General features: G+C 72.1%; 15 protein-coding genes. 9 read left to right on the forward strand and 6 right to left on the reverse strand.

All coding sequences use genetic code 11. The features are described from left to right. The first annotated feature begins 20 nt into the window (after positions 1-20). Entirely contained in the window at positions 21-404 is a 384-nt protein-coding gene (locus ACIBEI_RS17810) for a tyrosinase cofactor (protein ID WP_398889719.1), read from the forward strand. 26 nt (positions 405-430) lie between these two features. Further along, the gene (locus ACIBEI_RS17815) at positions 431-1,255 is read left to right on the forward strand and encodes a tyrosinase family protein (protein WP_398889721.1); all 825 of its coding nucleotides are present in this window, start codon (positions 431-433) and stop codon (positions 1,253-1,255) included. 66 nt (positions 1,256-1,321) lie between these two features. Here ACIBEI_RS17815 and ACIBEI_RS17820 read toward each other — a convergent pair whose 3' ends face one another. Further along, on the reverse strand, positions 1,322-4,540 hold the full coding sequence (locus ACIBEI_RS17820; protein ID WP_398889723.1) for an amidohydrolase family protein: 3,219 nt from the start codon (positions 4,538-4,540) through the stop codon (positions 1,322-1,324). A 79-nt stretch (positions 4,541-4,619) separates the two neighbouring features. Further along, positions 4,620-5,822: an FAD-dependent monooxygenase gene (locus tag ACIBEI_RS17825; protein WP_398890258.1), complete on the reverse strand. Its 1,203-nt coding sequence runs from the start codon at positions 5,820-5,822 to the stop codon at positions 4,620-4,622. 167 nt (positions 5,823-5,989) lie between these two features. Between ACIBEI_RS17825 and ACIBEI_RS17830 the strand changes: the two genes are divergently transcribed. Next, a complete protein-coding gene (locus ACIBEI_RS17830; RefSeq protein ID WP_398889725.1) occupies positions 5,990-6,265 on the forward strand; it encodes a hypothetical protein in 276 nt (91 codons plus the stop codon). A gap of 60 nt (positions 6,266-6,325) precedes the next feature. Then, positions 6,326-7,072 (forward strand): MBL fold metallo-hydrolase, encoded by a 747-nt coding sequence (locus ACIBEI_RS17835; protein WP_398889727.1) that lies wholly within the window; start codon positions 6,326-6,328, stop codon positions 7,070-7,072. A gap of 5 nt (positions 7,073-7,077) precedes the next feature. On the opposite strand, the gene ACIBEI_RS17840 is transcribed toward ACIBEI_RS17835, so the two are convergent. From ACIBEI_RS17840 to ACIBEI_RS17850, 3 genes are all read right to left on the reverse strand, one after another. Further along, positions 7,078-7,404 carry a hypothetical protein gene (locus ACIBEI_RS17840; protein WP_398889728.1) on the reverse strand — a complete coding sequence of 109 codons (327 nt, stop codon included), beginning with the start codon at positions 7,402-7,404 and terminating at the stop codon, positions 7,078-7,080. Positions 7,405-7,662: 258 nt separating this feature from the next. After that, entirely contained in the window at positions 7,663-8,646 is a 984-nt protein-coding gene (locus tag ACIBEI_RS17845; RefSeq protein WP_398889730.1) for an aldo/keto reductase, read from the reverse strand. A 61-nt stretch (positions 8,647-8,707) separates the two neighbouring features. Further along, positions 8,708-9,643 (reverse strand): SDR family oxidoreductase, encoded by a 936-nt coding sequence (locus ACIBEI_RS17850; RefSeq protein ID WP_398889732.1) that lies wholly within the window; start codon positions 9,641-9,643, stop codon positions 8,708-8,710. Positions 9,644-9,763: 120 nt separating this feature from the next. Between ACIBEI_RS17850 and ACIBEI_RS17855 the strand changes: the two genes are divergently transcribed. The 5 genes from ACIBEI_RS17855 (at position 9,764) to ACIBEI_RS17875 (ending at position 14,341) form a co-directional block, all read left to right on the forward strand. After that, positions 9,764-10,444, forward strand: a complete 681-nt coding sequence (locus ACIBEI_RS17855; RefSeq protein WP_398889734.1) for a TetR family transcriptional regulator — start codon at positions 9,764-9,766, stop codon at positions 10,442-10,444. Positions 10,445-10,572: 128 nt separating this feature from the next. Next, positions 10,573-12,138: a CAP domain-containing protein gene (locus tag ACIBEI_RS17860; protein ID WP_398890260.1), complete on the forward strand. Its 1,566-nt coding sequence runs from the start codon at positions 10,573-10,575 to the stop codon at positions 12,136-12,138. Positions 12,139-12,277: 139 nt separating this feature from the next. Next, positions 12,278-13,282, forward strand: coding sequence for a cation diffusion facilitator family transporter (locus ACIBEI_RS17865; RefSeq protein ID WP_398889736.1), 1,005 nt, complete (start codon positions 12,278-12,280; stop codon positions 13,280-13,282). Positions 13,283-13,397: 115 nt separating this feature from the next. Then, a complete protein-coding gene (locus ACIBEI_RS17870; RefSeq protein WP_398889738.1) occupies positions 13,398-13,832 on the forward strand; it encodes a hypothetical protein in 435 nt (144 codons plus the stop codon). A 71-nt stretch (positions 13,833-13,903) separates the two neighbouring features. Continuing rightward, positions 13,904-14,341: a helix-turn-helix domain-containing protein gene (locus ACIBEI_RS17875; protein WP_398889740.1), complete on the forward strand. Its 438-nt coding sequence runs from the start codon at positions 13,904-13,906 to the stop codon at positions 14,339-14,341. A gap of 68 nt (positions 14,342-14,409) precedes the next feature. Here the strand turns inward: ACIBEI_RS17875 and ACIBEI_RS17880 are convergent, their stop codons facing one another. Next, entirely contained in the window at positions 14,410-15,018 is a 609-nt protein-coding gene (locus ACIBEI_RS17880) for a ClpP family protease (RefSeq protein WP_388364961.1), read from the reverse strand.

Here is a 15,018-nt window from a genome sequence, read left to right on the forward strand (position 1 = left end):
GAGCACAAGGACGTATCCGCATGCCCGATCCCACTCGCCGTCTCGCACTGCGAGGCGCGGCCGGACTGGCCGTCACCGCCGGCGCGTTCACCGCGCTCTCTCCTTCGCCGGCCTCCGCCGCGGACCACCACGGCGGGCCCACCCCCGCACCCTCCCCCGCGCCCTTCGACTTCGACGAGGTCTACCGAGGCCGTCGAATACAGGGCCGTCCGTCCGGCGGAGGCCATCACCACGGCGCGGGTTACGCGGTGTTCGTGGACGGCGTCGAGCTGCACGTGATGCGCAACGCCGACGGCACCTGGATCAGCGTCGTGAGCCACTACGACCCGGTGCCGAACCCGCGCACGGCGGCCCGCGCCGCCGTCGAGGAGCTCCAGGGCGCGCCCCTCGTCCCTTTCAACTGACCTACAGAGCAATGGAGTTCACCGCAATGACCGTACGCAAGAACCAGGCGAACCTGACCGCCGACGAGAAGCGCAGGCTGGTCGCCGCGCTGATCGAGCTGAAGCGCACCGGCCGGTACGACGGCTTCGTCACGACCCACAACGCGTTCATCCTCGGCGACACGGACAGCGGCGAACGGGTCGGCCACCGTTCACCCTCGTTCCTGCCCTGGCACCGCAGATTCCTCCTGGAGTTCGAGCGGGCGCTGCAGTCGGTGGACGCCTCCGTGGCGCTGCCGTACTGGGACTGGAGCGCCGACCGCACGACCCGGGCCGCCCTGTGGGGGCCGGACTTCCTCGGTGGCACGGGCCGCTCCGTCGACGGACGGGTCACGGACGGTCCGTTCGCCGCGTCCACCGGCGACTGGCCCATATCCGTACGCGTCGACACGCGCACGTATCTGCGCCGCTCGCTCGGCGGCAGCGGCCGTCAACTGCCCACCCCCGCCGAGGTCGAGTCCGTACTCGCCATGTCCACCTACGACATGGCACCGTGGAACAGCGCCTCCGACGGCTTCCGCAACCACCTGGAGGGGTGGCGGGGCGTCAACCTCCACAACCGCGTCCATGTGTGGGTGGGCGGGCAGATGGCCACCGGTGTCTCCCCGAACGACCCGGTCTTCTGGCTGCACCACGCGTACGTGGACAAGCTGTGGGCCGAGTGGCAGCGCAGACACCCGGCCTCCGGCTACCTGCCCCTCGCGGGCACACCGGACGTCGTCGACCGCGGCGAGACCATGAAGCCGTGGAACGACTCCACACCCGCCGACCTGCTGGACCACACGAGGCACTACACCTTCGACACGGCCTGACCGCCGCAACCCGACGACAGCGGGCCCGCCCTCGGCCTCACGGCCCGGGCGGGTCCACCGCGTCGCTCAGAGGCCCGGGTCGCAGCATCCGTCCCGGCGCATCAGGCGTCCGACGTCCAGCCAGTCGTCTTCGCCCGCCGCGTGGCGTGCCGCGCGTTCGGGGACCGGCTCGTACGCGGCGACGAGGTCGTCGGTCGTGTACGGCACCCCGCCCCGGAGTACGGAGACGGTTCGTACGAGCGTGTCGAAGTCCTCGAACGGGTCGCCGTCCACGATGGTCAGGTCGGCGAGTTTGCCGGGCTCGACCGTGCCGAGGTCGTCCTCGACACCGAAGAGTCGGGCGGGCAGCACGGTCACGGTGCGCAGGGCCGCCGCCGGGGACAGGCCGCCCCGGTGCAGTGCGCGCAGTCCGATGTGGAGGGAGAGGCCGACGGCGACGAGCGGCTGGTCGGTGCCGAGGGCGACGATGCCTCCGGCGGCCAGGATCCGCCGGTAGATGTCGGTCTCCGTGCGCAGCGTGGCCAGTTGGGCCGGGGTCGGCGGCACGCCCGCCCCCTGCCGGACCAGGGCGGCGTCCCAGGGCGGCATCACGGCGGTGACCCGGGGGTCGTCGGCGAGCCCGGGGTCCGCGCCGAGGAGCGGCGCGGAGGTGAACGGTGTGGCGATCAGGCCGAAGTTGACGCCGCGTGCCGTGTAGATCTCCAGCAGGTCCTGGTAGGCGCGCCCGGAAGCGGTGATCGCGTGTCCGGACTCGTAGCGCTGGGTGGCCTGCAGATGGGTCGTCAGATCCTGTCCCAGTTGCACGCCGGGCGAGAGCAGATGGCTGCCCGAGCGCACGCCGAGCCGCTCGTGTCCGAACCGGGCCGCCTCCTCCATCACCCAACTCGGCGCCCGTACATAGGTTTTCACGAAGTCCCAGTCCAGCGCGGCACCCCGTTCCAGTGAGCGCCGCAGCCCGTCCCTGGTCCGGTGGGCACGCCCCATGCTGTACGCGACCCGGGAGCCGTCGAGCAGTTCGCCGGTGGTCAGCAGCCGGGGCCCGGCGAGCTGACCCGCCGTCACTGCCTCGCGGATCCGGGCCTGTTCGTAGGCGAACCCGCCGAGGGACACGGCGGTCGTGATGCCGTAGGTGAGCTGGCCGACGGTCTGCCGGCCGCCGTAGGTGACCTGCCACGGGTGGGTGTGCGTGTCCCACAGCCCCGGCACGACGGTCCGCTCCGAGGCGTCGATCAGGCGCAGGGCCGTGCGTCGGCGGTGCGGTTCGACGGCGGTGACGCGGCCGCCACGCACGACGATGTCGACGTCGTCCCGTACGGACTCGCCGGTACCGTCCCACAGTTGACCGGCGTGCACCACCGTGTCGGCCGGTGCCGGGCGGCGCTGGTCGAGCGGCACGCGGACGGTACGGGCCGGGCCGCCGTCGACGCCGATGAGCCGCAGCCGAGTGCCGGACAGGTACAGCAGGGTCTTCGAGTCGCCGGACCAGGACGGGTGGTCGGCCGGTTCGGTCGTGAGGGTGCGCAGGGCACCGCGCGGGGTGCCGTCGGGTGCGACGGGCAGCAGGCACAGCGCGGACTCGACGATCACCGCCATCCAGCGCCCGTCGGGCGACCAGACGGGCCCCGAGTCGTACCGGTCGGAGAGCGAGACATGCGGCGCGACCGCGTGCAGCCGGTCCGTACCGGTCGTGGTGTCGACGACGCGGACGAGGTTGTAGCCCTCCCGGAAACGGAGGTTGAGGCGGTTGCGGTCGCAGAGGGCGAGGTAGCGGCCGTCCGGCGACCAACTGGGCCGGCCGGGCAGACCGCCCGCGCCGAGCGGCGTCGCCAGCACCTGTTCCGCACCGGCCGCGAGGTCCCGGACGACGAGCCGCCCGCTCATGTCGAGGCAGGCAAGCCGTTTCCCGTCGGGCGAGAGCGCCGGATGCACCCGGCCCCCGGTGGCGAGCGCGGTCTCCTCGCCGGTGGCCAGATCTCGCCGGTACACGCCGAGCAGCCCGTCGCGGTCGTCCGCGTACAGCAGTGAGCGTCCGTCGCGCGCCCACGAGGGGCCCAGCAGGTAGCCGGTGGGTGCCGACCGGCGCAGCCGCTCCGGCGCCCGGCCTCCCGAACTGTCGGCCACCCAGAGCGAGTTGAGGGCGGCGAAGGCGACCTGCCGCCCGTCGGGCGAGAGCGCGGGCAGGTGGATGCCCCGCACCGGCCGCGCCCGTCCCGCCTCACCCAGGTCGTACTCCTTGACCTGATAGCGCGGCCGGTCCACGGGCAGTACGCCCTCGAAGGGGATCGCGTCCGCCTCGGCCGGCTTCTCCGGTCGCACGACGGTGAAGCTGCCGTCCACGGTGAGCAGCAGCTCGCCCTCGGGTGTCCAGCGGGGAGGCACCGGCGCGATGTCCCCGGCGACCGCGACGGGTTCACCGTCGACGACCAGCGTGCACGAGCCGTTGGGTGACGCGGTGGTCCGCAGATACGCCAGGCGGCGGCCGTCCGCCGCGAGGACGGGGGCCACGATCTGGGCGGCCGCGGTCTCGGTGTGCTCCACGACGACCGGGCCCGCGCCCGACGCGGGGACGGCGGCGACGGTCCGGGCGTCGAGCCCGAGGCCGTTGGCGGTGGTGACGCCCTTCGCCCGGACGAAGAGGATCCGCTTCCCGTCCGGCGACCACGTGGGGTCGAAGTCCTCCCACGCCCCGTCCTGCGCAGGACCCTCCTGCCCCGGCAGACCGGTCACCCGGGCGATGTCACCGGAACGCAGGTCCAGTACATGGATGCGGTACGGACTGCCGGTCACCTGGTCGCCGCCGCGCTCGGAGGCGAAGGCGATCCGGGTGCCGTCGGGCGACCAAGCCGGTCCCCGGTCGTCCCAGGGCCCGTCGGTGCGCTGCCGTACGTCCGAGCCGTCGGGCCGCATCGTCCAGATGTGGAAGCCGCCGCCCCGGTAGGCGCAGAAGGCGATGAGCTTGCCGTCGGGGGCGTGCACGGGACGGTTCGGTTCGAGGTCCGCCGGGGTGAGCGGTACGGCCTTGCCACCGGTGCGCGGGAGGGACCAGAGCACGTTCTGGACCTCGGCGATCAGCCGGCCCCCGCCGGGCGCGAGGGTCGCCGAGCCGTTGGTGGCCGCCGTGAAGGACAGCGAGAGCTCGCGGGGCGGCTGCGCGGCGGCCGGCGCGACACCCATGGCGGTGACGGCACCGGCGGCGCCCGCGGCCGCGAGGAGTTGACGACGGGAAGGGGAGAGAGGGAGGGAGAAGCCAGGATTGAAGGCGGCGTTGCTCCGGTCACGGTCCATGACTCGGAACGCTCGCGCATCTCCCGGCGCGTGAGCAACACCGCCATTCTCGCCAAAAGGGTGGGACGTTGACGAGACGTCAGCCCCGCTTGGCGTGCAGGGTCCGCGCGACCTTCGGGCCCAGCCACCGCTTGAGTCTGCGCAGCGCTTCGAGCTGTCCTGCCGCCCGGTCGATCCGGTAGTAGAGCTGCGGGGGAATGTACGGGAGCAGCGGGGAGTGCCGTTGACCCAGGAGCGCGAACATCTGGGCCGGAGGCAGGCCGATGTAGCGCGGCAGGCTCTCGTACCACTGGGCGCTGTGCCGGGCCGCGCTCTGCACGGAGAGCAGCGCGGCCTTGCGCTCCTTCTCGTACGCGGCAAGGGCGGGGGCGAGTTCGGGCTCCGCGCGCAGGGAGTGTGCGAGTGCGATGGCGTCCTCCAGGGCGAGGGTGGTGCCCGCGCCGATGGAGTAGTGCGTGGTGTGGGCGGCGTCGCCCAGCAGGACGACGTTGCCGTGGGACCAGGCGCGGTTGGTGAGGGTGCGGAAGTTCAGCCACTGCGCGCTGCCGCCGGTGTTCGCCCGGCCGATCAGCCGGTGCCCGTCCAGCAGCTTGACGAAGAGCTCTTCCAGGCGGACGAGGCCCTCGGTCTCGTCCGCCCGGTCGAGGCCGAGGCCCGTCCAGGTCTCCGGGGAGCACTCGACGACACAGGTGCTGTGGTCCGCGCTGAACCCGTAGGCGTAGCACCAGATCCAGCCGTGCGGTGTGTCCACGAAGGCGAAGGTGAACGCGTCGAAGACCTTCGTGGTGCCCAGCCAGATGTACTTGTTCCGGCCGAGCCCGACCTCCGTGCCGAAGTGGCCCGAGTGCCGCTCGCGCACCCCGCTGTGGACGCCGTCGCAGGCGACGACCAGGTCGGCGTCGGGCAGTCGGTCCCCGTCGGCGATCTCGTTCTCGTACTGGACGCGTACGCCCAGGGAGCGGGCCCGCTCGGCGAGAAGGTCCAGCAGCTGCCTGCGGCCGATGCCGAAGCCCTCGTCGCCGTGGTGCGTCGTCGTACGGTCGCCGACGTGCGCGACCCCGTCGCTCCAGCGGACCGAGTTCTCCTTGACGGCGCGCGCCGACTCCGGGTCGCCCTCGTGCAGTTTGTCGAGCAGGCTCCCCCAGTACGTCACCCCCCATCCGTAGGTGGAACCGGCCGGGTTCCGTTCATGGACCGTGATGTCGTGGTCCGGGTCCTGAAGCTTCATCAGGATCGAGAAGTACAGGCCGGCGGGCCCACCGCCGACGCAGGCGATCTTCACACGCACACCCCACTGTTCGCTCAAGGTGATCAATCGACAGCACAGAGTAGGGGTGCGACCGGGGGCACGCCGACGTCCCGCGCCGCGTGTCGGACCGGCTCGCCGGTGGTGAAGCGGGCGAACCTGGGCATTCGAAGAGGAGCAGCGGACGAGCCGGGGAAGGGCTGATGGACACCAACACATGGATTCTGGTTCTCGCCGTCGCGGCCGTGCTCGCGGTGGCCCTCGGGGCGGCGGTCGTCCTGCTGGTCCGACTGGTCCGTACGCGGCGGGACCTCCGCCGCGCCGGGCTGCCGACCGGTCCCCGCTGGGTCTTCTGGGGAGCGGTCGCCTATGTCGTGCTGCCGACCGACCTCATGCCCGACCCCGCCTATTTCGACGACATCGGTGTACTGCTCCTGGCGCTGCGGTCGATGCGCGCTTCGTCCGACCCCCTGCGCTGAGGTGCCCGCGGATCTGCTTGGCTGTGTCCGTCAGGCAGGGACCTCTAGGTCGGGACGATCATGCAGGCAGACATCCATCAAGTCGCCGACGGCATCCATCTGGTACACGGCAGCAACACCAACTGGGTGATTCTCACGGAGGGGGACGCCGTCACCCTGGTGGACACGGGCTACCCCGGAGACCGCGAGAGCCTCCTCGCCTCCCTGTCGGCCGTGGGCAGTTCGCCCGAAGCGGTCGCGGCCGTACTCGTCACGCACGCCCACAACGACCACATCGGCTCGGCCGAGTACCTCAGTCACACGTACGGCACGCCGGTCTACACCCACGAGGCCGAAGTCCCGCACGCGCGCCGGGACTTCCTCCATCAGGTGAACATCGGCAAGGTGCTGCGGAACGCCTGGCGGCCCGGTGTGGTGCCGTGGGCCGTGCACGCGCTGCGCTCCGGCGGCACCGCCCACATCCCGGTGACCGAGCCGCGGCCGTTCCCCGGTGAGGGCGCTCTCGACCTGCCCGGCCGCCCCGTTCCCGTGCACACCCCCGGCCACACGGCGGGCCACTGCGCCTTCCATCTGCCGGACGCGGGCGTCGTCATATCGGGCGACGGGCTGGTCAGCGGACACCCCACCTCACGCGTGAGCGGCCCGCAGTTGCTGCCCACGATGTTCCACCGGGACCTCCCCGGCGCACTGTCCTCGCTGGACGCCTTCGAGGCGCTCTCGGGTGACGTCCTGCTGCCCGGTCACGGCCCCGTGCACCGCGGTTCCGTACGCGAGGCGGCCCAGCGGGCCCGGGAACGGGCCGCCTGACCCGATCAGACGTCTACGGACGGCCGCCCGTCGTCCACGGACCGACCGTCGCCGCGTACCACTTCGAGGTACGCGGCGATCGCGTCCCGGTTGCGGGCGAGGCAGTCGATGCGCCGGGTCATGCGGTCGAGTTCGATCTCCAGCGTGGTCAGCATCTCCGGAGTCGGATCGGGGAAATGGATGGTGCCGGGCCCGTCGAGGCAGGGCAGGATCTGCTTGATGATCCGGGTCGGCAGTCCGGCGTCGAGCAGTCCTCGGATCTGCTGGCGCGCTCCGGCAGCTCTCCGATCCGTATCAGACCGACCTCGCCCTTCGCCGCTTGACCTTGACATCAATGTGAGGGTTCGGGCATACGCGGCATGAGCACCCACACCACAGAACCGGCCGGTTCCTCCGAGGTGGCCGAGGGAGCCGAGAGCCGCGGGCTCCGGTTCCCTGCAGGGGGCGACCGGTTGTTCTGAAGCTGCGGGCCGTCCATGGCCGAGCGCGCGGGTCCCCGCGCCCCTTTCAGGGCGCGGGGACCCGAAGGCTTTGGCTTTTAGGGGCGCGGGGAACTGCGCGACAAGCCCCCACCGGCCCGCAGCCGACAACTACCAGCGGGCTTCCACCTGCTCCTTGATGCGCCTGTCGTACAGGCCCGAGATCGCGGCCAGCGTCTCCGCGGAAAGCGGCGACAGCTTGCCGGCCTCCGCGTTCGCGCGGGCCTGCTCGGGCGAACGGGCACCGGGGATGACCGTGGTGACGCCGGGCTGCTGAACGATCCAGGCCAGCGCCAGCTGGGCCGGAGTGACGCCCTCGGGAGCGAGCGCGGAGAACTCGGCCGCCGCCTCGACCCCCGTGGCGTAGTCGACACCGGAGAACGTCTCGCCCTGGTCGAAGGCCTCACCATGGCGGTTGAACGTACGGTGGTCGTTCTCCGCGAAGACCGTGTCCTTCGTGTACTTGCCGGAGAGCAGCCCGGAGGCGAGGGGCACGCGGGCGATGATGCCGACGCCGGCCTCCCGCGCCGCGGGCAGGACCCGCTGGAGGGGCTTCATGCGGAACGGGTTGAGGATGATCTGGACGCTGGCCACACCCGGCCGGGCGATCGCGGTCAGCGCCTCGTCACAGGTCTCGACGCTCACGCCGTACGCGGCGATCCGCTCCTCCTCGACCAGGGTGTCGAGGGCGTCGAACACCTCGTCCGACGAGTAGACGGAGGTCGGCGGGCAGTGCAACTGCACCAGGTCGATGCGGTCGACACCGAGGTTGCGGCGCGAACGGTCGTTCCAGGCACGGAAGTTGTCGAGTACGTAGTTCTCGGGGACCTGGTCGACCCGGCGGCCCATCTTGGTCGCGACCAGCACATGCAGGTCGGGCCTGCTCTGCACGAAGGTGGCGATGGTCTCCTCGCTGCGCCCGTCCCCGTACACGTCGGCCGTGTCGAAGAACGTCACGCCCGACTCGGCGGCGGCCTCCAGGACCGCGAGGGCTTCCTTGTCGTCCACGTCGCCCCAGTCGGCGCCGAGTTGCCATGTGCCGAGTCCCACGACCGATGCGTGCTGTCCTGACCTGCCGAATTCGCGCTCATCCATGGGGGCAGTCTGGCACCCGGTCCCGGATTCCTCGGACTCAGCCCCCGTACGGCGGACCCGTTCAGGCGACGGCCGCGGTGAGGGCGACTCCGGTGAGGCGTTCGGCCTCGGTCCACAGGCGGCGGTTCGCCTCGGTGTTCAGGGCGCGGCGCGTGATGCGGGCGGTGGCGGTCGGGCCGACCAGTCCGAACCTGCCACCCGGGCCGTAGTACCCGCCCGCCGTCGCCTCGGGACTCGTGGCGGCGTACAGCAGCGGTTCGGCGCCCTCCTCGACCTGCTGCTTGGGCAGGATGCCGACAGTGGTGAACCGCGCGTGCCTCGGCGTGTCGCTGCCGATGCTGGCACCGGCGGTCTGGAGGTTGGTCACGGTGTAGCCGGGGTGCGCGGCCGTGCTCAGCAGGTTCCAGTCGCGCTCGGCGGCGACGGCCGCCAGCTGTCGGGCCATCATCAGATCGGCGAGCTTGGACTGGGCGTACGACAGCATCGGGCTGTAGCGGCGGCGCTCCCACTGGAGGTCGCCGAACGAGATACGGCCGTAGGTCGTGACAATGCTGCTCATGGTCGTCACGCGCGGCGCCGGTGCGGCGAGCAGGGCGGGCAGCAGTCGGATCGTGAGGGCGAACGGGCCGAGGTAGTTGCTGCCCATCTGCAGTTCGAAGCCGTCGGCGGTGGTCATCCGGGTGGGCGGAGCCATCACTCCGGCGTTGTTCACGAGCAGGTCGAGCGGGGTGCCGTCGGCCAGGATCCCGTCGGCGAAGGCCTCGACGGAGGCCAGGTCCGCCAGGTCGACGCGCCGTACCTCCAGCTGTGCGTGCGGGTGCCGGGCCAGGATCTCGGCGCGGGCCCGCTCGCCCTTGGCGACGGTCCGCACGGCCATGACGACACGGGCGCCGGCCTCCGCGAGACGGCGTGCCGTCTCCTTGCCCGTACCGCTGTTGGCGCCGGTGACGACGGCGAATTTCCCTGTCTGATCGGGGACGACGTACGAGGTGGCCACGGTGACTCCTTCGGTGTTCGCGCGGCACTCCAAGAAATAGGAGACCGCCGGTCTGTTGCGTTTCAAGCTAGCAGACCGCCGGTCCGATAACAACAGACCGGGGGTCTGTAGACTGCGGCCATGGCAAACACCTTCCAGCGCGCCCGCAGCGAGGAGCAGCGCGCCGTGCGCCGCGAGGCGATCCTGGACACCACGGCCGCGATGCTCGGCGAGATGCCCGTGGCACAGGTGAGCCTCAACGAACTGAGCCGCCGGGTGGGGCTCGCGAAGTCGAACGTGCTGCGCTACTTCGAGTCCCGCGAGGCCGTCCTCCTGGAACTGCTCGGTGCCGCGTCGCGGGAACTGCTGGTGCATCTCGACACCGCGCTTCCCGAGGCCGTCGACGCCGACGCCCCGGTGACCGAGCGGGCCGACCGGCTCGCCGCGGCCCTGACCGACGCACTCGCCGAGCGTCCGGTGCTCTGTGACCTGATCAGCGCGCAGGGCGCGGTACTGGAGCGGAACGTGTCGACGGAGGTCGCCGCCCAGTACAAGCGCTCCTCCATCGACAACGCCTTCGCCCTGGCGGAGCGGGTCCGCACCCACGTACCCGAACTCGACGAGCGGGACGCCGTACGGTTCGTCGTCGGCATGCTGATGGTGGTCACGGCCGCCTGGCCGCACGCGCACCCGTCGCCCGCCGTGCTCGCGGTCTACGAGTCCGACCCCGAACTGGCGGTCCTGCGCCTCGACTTCACCACGACCCTGCGGGAGTCGCTCGAGGTCCTGCTGTCCGGCCTGCTGGCCCGGGCGGCAGGCTGACGAAGCCGGGGGGCCGGGGCTGAAGAACAGGGGGCCGGGGCTCAGGAACCCGCGCGCACCCGTGGGACGTTGTCCGTGCAGCGCCCCTCGGGGCGGGCACAGTGACCAGCACCCCGACAGGCGGCACGATGAGCGAGTTGGTTCCCGGCGGCAATCTGCCCCTGCCCGGCGGCATCCTGACCCTTCATGTGCCCGGCCCGTTCGACGTGTCCGCGCTCATTACGGACGACAGCGGCAAGGTGCGCGGCGACGGCGACTTCGTGTTCTACAACCAGCCGACCGCGCCCGGTGCGCGGCTGCACGGCGAGACGCTCACCGTGGACCCGCCCGCGCTGCGGACCGGGGCGAGCCGTGTCACCGTCGTCGTCAGCCCCGCCGAGCCCGGCACCGCACTGGGCCGGCTCCCCGCTCCGACCCTGCGCGTGACCGGCCCTGGCGGCGGTGTGCTCGCCCGCTTCACCCCGCCCCGCCCCCAGCAGGAGACGGTGCTGCTGCTCGCCGAGATCTACCGCCGCGGGACCGCGTGGAAGCTGCGCGCCCTGGGCCAGGGGTACGCGGACGGACTCGCCGGGATAGCCCGGGACTTCGGGGTCGAGGTGAGCGAGGACGCCGACGCGGGGGCGAACGGCCGTACCTCTCCCGGGAGTTCCGGCGTCCCGGGAGCCAGGGGCGCCGGTGTCGCGACGGCCCTGAACGCCGCGCGTGCGGGGCTCGGTCGGCTCCGGGGGTCGGGTCGCGCCCCGGCCGGGAGCTCCGGTCGCACTCCGACGGGCAGCACGAGTCGTCCCACGGCCGGAAGCCCGGCTCGTCCCCCGGCCGGGAGCACCGGACGCACGCCCGCCGGGAGCACCGCCTGGAATGCCGGCAGCGCTTCGGCCGGAGGGCCCTCTGCCGCCGCTCCCGGCGTCGCGGGGCCCGCCCCCAACGAGTTCCTCGGTCTCGTGAACTCCGCCCGCGCCACCGTCGGCGCCTCGCCGGTGTCCCTCGACGCCCGCCTCACCGCCGCGGCGCACACGCATGCCGCCGGCATGGCCGCGCGGGGCAGCCTGGGCTCCGAGGGCGCGGACGGGCTCTCGGTCTACCAGCGCCTCACCGCGAGCGGCTACGCGTATCTCACGGTGGGCGAACACCTGGTCTCCGGCCCGCGCGACGCCGCGGAGTTCGTGGAGTACTGCCTGTCCTCAGAGCAGTCCCGGCGCACGATCCACGACCCGGCGTTCACCGAGGCCGGTGTGGCGTACGTGCCCGACGGCCGCTCCGGCACCCTCTACTGGACGGCGCTGTGGGCCCGGCCCCTCACCCACGGCGGGCTGGCGCAGACGGCCGCGGAGGTCGTGACGCTCACCAACGCCGAGCGGGCCAGGGCCGGTCTGCGACCGCTGGCCGTGGACTCCCTGCTCACCAACGCGGCGCAGGCGCACAGCGCGGACATGGTGGCCCGCGCGTTCTACTCCCACACCTCCCCCGACGGCAGCGAGCCCTGGCACCGGGCCGCGGCCGCGGGCAGCACCCGACGCACCATCGGCGAGAACATCGCGTGCGGCCAGCGCTCCGCCGCCGAGGTCGTCCAGGGCTGGATGGACAGCCCCGGCCACCGCGCCAACATCCTCAAGCCGGCCTTCACCCACATAGGCGTCGGCTTCGCGGGCGGCGGCTCGGCGGGCACGTACTGGACACAGCTCTTCGGCGCCTGACCCCGTCCCGCCGAGAATTCTTCGCCGCAGGTCAGAGGCCTGTTAACGATGATGACAACGGTCACCGGTGCAGCCTTTGCCGATCTCCGCGAGGTGCGCTTCACTGCGGAGGTCGGACACCGTATCGAGGGGGACACACATGACCAGCGCGCACCACGACCACCACGGGTCGGACGGGCACGCGGGGCACTCGCACGGTGTGTCGGCGGACGCGGACCGCCGCTGGCTCGCGATCGCGCTGACGCTGATCACCACGTTCATGGCGGCCGAGGTCGTCATCGGCATCCTCGCCCAGTCGCTCGCCCTGATCTCCGACGCGGCGCACATGCTGACCGACGCCGTGTCGATCGTGCTGGCGCTCATCGCGATGCGGCTGGCCGCGCGGCCGGCCCGCGGCGGCTTCACGTACGGCCTCAAGCGCGCCGAGATCCTCTCCGCCCAGGCGAACGGGCTCACGCTGCTGCTGCTCGGCGCCTGGCTGGCGTACGAGGCGGTACGGCGGCTGATCGATCCGCCCGAGGTGGAGGGCGGGCTGGTGTTCGGCACGGCCCTGGCGGGGATCGTGGTGAACATCGCGGCGGCCTGGTGCATCTCGAAGGCCAACCGCTCCTCGCTCAATGTCGAGGGGGCCTACCAGCACATACTCAACGACCTGTTCGCGTTCATCGGTACCGCGATCGCCGGTCTCATCGTGCTGCTGACGGGCTTCGCGCGGGCCGACGCCATCGCCACGCTGGTCGTGGTGGTCCTCATGTTCAAGGCGGGCTACGGGCTCGTACGGGAGTCGGGGCGGATCTTCCTGGAGGCGGCGCCCGCGCACCTCGATCCGGACGACATCGGTGACCAGCTGGTCGCGCACCCCTCGGTCTCCGAGGTGCACGACCTGCACGTGTGGACCATCACGTCGGGGCAGCCGGCGTTGTCCGCGCACATCCTGGTCGAGCCCGTCGCGGACTGCCACACGGTGCGCCGGGACCTGGAGAAGATCCTGCAGAGCGACCACGAGATCACTCACACCACCCTCCAGGTCGACCACGCCCCGGCCGAGGTTCTGGAGGTCCGCACCGGGGCCGCCTCCGACGACGGCTCGCACTGCGAGGCCCCACACGGCCCGGTGCACCGCGACGAGCCGCATCCTCACTGAACACCGGGGACGCGGGCGGGAGTTCACCAGGGCGGTGACCCCGCGCCGGAGAATCCGGTCGCGTCCGGCGATGTGATCGTGCACGATGCCCGCATGACGTCGACCCGAAAGGACCGTGCCGCGTAGGCGGCCCGGTGCCGTCCGCGCCGAGCGGTGGCGGCCCTCCAGACATGTGACCGTCCGCCGGATCGGTGGTGTCTCCGCGCGCACCCGCGCGGCCGTCCGCCGGATCGAGGCGGAGCATCTGTGGCGCGACGCCGTCGCCGACTCGCTCGCCACGTACGAGTCCGCCCTTCGCTTGCCCTGGCAGGACCTCGCCGCGTGGCTGATCGACGTGAACTGCCCCTGCTGCTGTCCGCTCGAAGCCAGGGACACGCTGGAGGACGCCCTGTACCGGCTGCCGCCGGGCGCCCGCGCGGATCTCAGGCGCCGACTCGCCCGCGCCGACGAGGAGTTGGCGCGGCGGACCCTTCCCGAACCGCTGAGGCGTGGGACTCCTCAGTGGCAGCCGCCCGGGGCCTGGTGGCGGCAGCGGCTCCTGGAACGGTGAGGGCCGGGGCTTCGCCGAGGGCAGAACGCGATGACCTCGCCGAATCGCGCCGCGCTTTCTAGGGTGGAGAGGTGAGCAGCCACGCGTCCGACGAAGCCCGTGTCATTCCCCTGCGACCCGTACCGGCCGCGCCGGCGAAGCCGGAGGAGCCTGCCCCCAAGGAGCCGTTGTGGCGTGACGTCGTGGGAGACGTCCTGCGGCGCGAGCGGCTCGCCCAGGAGCGGACGCTCAAGGACGTGGCCGACGCGGCCCGGATCTCGATGCCGTACCTCTCCGAGCTGGAGCGGGGCCGCAAGGAGGCCTCGTCCGAGGTCCTCGCGGCCGCCGCGCACGCGCTCGGGCTCGGCCTCGCCGATCTGCTCGCCCTGGCGCACCGCAGGCTCGCGCGACCGGCCCAGCCCCTCAGGTCCCGGCCCCTGACGTCCCAGCCCCTCGGGTCCGGGTCCCGCACCGCGCCCCGGCGCACCGAGGCGCGGTCCCGGCTGGGCGACATCCGCCTCGCCGCCTGAGGCCCAGAAGCACAGATACCCGAGACCCTGAGTCCGCTGAGGCTCCGCGGCGGCGGCCCCGTCACCCGTCAGGCCGCCGCGGGCACCAGCCGTCGGCTGAGCACCTCGTCGGCCAGTCCGTACGCCACCGCCTCCCGCGCGGTGAAGATCTTGTCGCGGTCCATGTCGGCGCGCAGGGTCTCGACGGGATGGTGGGTGTGCAGGGACAGGACCTCCTCGACCTGGGAGCGGATGCGGATCATCTCCTTGGCCTGGAGGCTCAGGTCGGAGACCGTGCCCCGCGCGCCGCCGCTCGCGGGCTGGCCGAGCAGCACCCGCGCGTGTTCCAGGATGAAGCGCCGGCCGGGGTCTCCCCCGGCCAGGAGCACCGCGGCGGTCGAGGCGGCCTGACCGACGCAGAACGTCGAGATGGGCGCGCCCACGTAACCCATCGTGTCGTAGATCGCCATCAGTGAAGTGAACGATCCGCCGGGCGAGTTGAGGTAGATCGCGATCTCGCGCTCGGGAGCGGACGACTCCAGGTGGAGCAGTTGCGCGATGACGACGTTGGCGACGCCGTCGTCGATCTCGGTGCCGAGGAAGATGATCCGCTCGGACAGCAGCCGGCTGTAGATGTCGTACGCGCGCTCGCCCTGCGGGGTGCGCTCGACCACGTTCGGGATCGTGTACTGGCTCAT

The sequence above is a fragment of the Streptomyces sp. NPDC050988 genome (assembly GCF_044456225.1).
GTDB lineage: Bacteria > Actinomycetota > Actinomycetes > Streptomycetales > Streptomycetaceae > Streptomyces.

Coding starts and splice junctions, on each gene's coding strand:
- ACIBEI_RS17880 (WP_388364961.1), bottom strand. CDS start 15,018: ATGAGCCAGTACACGATCCCGAACGTGGTCGAGCGCACCCCGCAGGGC.
- ACIBEI_RS17810 (WP_398889719.1), top strand. CDS start 21: ATGCCCGATCCCACTCGCCGTCTCGCACTGCGAGGCGCGGCCGGACTG.
- ACIBEI_RS17830 (WP_398889725.1), top strand. CDS start 5,990: ATGGACACCAACACATGGATTCTGGTTCTCGCCGTCGCGGCCGTGCTC.
- ACIBEI_RS17815 (WP_398889721.1), top strand. CDS start 431: ATGACCGTACGCAAGAACCAGGCGAACCTGACCGCCGACGAGAAGCGC.
- ACIBEI_RS17835 (WP_398889727.1), top strand. CDS start 6,326: ATGCAGGCAGACATCCATCAAGTCGCCGACGGCATCCATCTGGTACAC.
- ACIBEI_RS17865 (WP_398889736.1), top strand. CDS start 12,278: ATGACCAGCGCGCACCACGACCACCACGGGTCGGACGGGCACGCGGGG.
- ACIBEI_RS17845 (WP_398889730.1), bottom strand. CDS start 8,646: ATGGATGAGCGCGAATTCGGCAGGTCAGGACAGCACGCATCGGTCGTG.
- ACIBEI_RS17820 (WP_398889723.1), bottom strand. CDS start 4,540: ATGGACCGTGACCGGAGCAACGCCGCCTTCAATCCTGGCTTCTCCCTC.
- ACIBEI_RS17840 (WP_398889728.1), bottom strand. CDS start 7,404: ATGTCAAGGTCAAGCGGCGAAGGGCGAGGTCGGTCTGATACGGATCGG.
- ACIBEI_RS17860 (WP_398890260.1), top strand. CDS start 10,573: ATGAGCGAGTTGGTTCCCGGCGGCAATCTGCCCCTGCCCGGCGGCATC.
- ACIBEI_RS17855 (WP_398889734.1), top strand. CDS start 9,764: ATGGCAAACACCTTCCAGCGCGCCCGCAGCGAGGAGCAGCGCGCCGTG.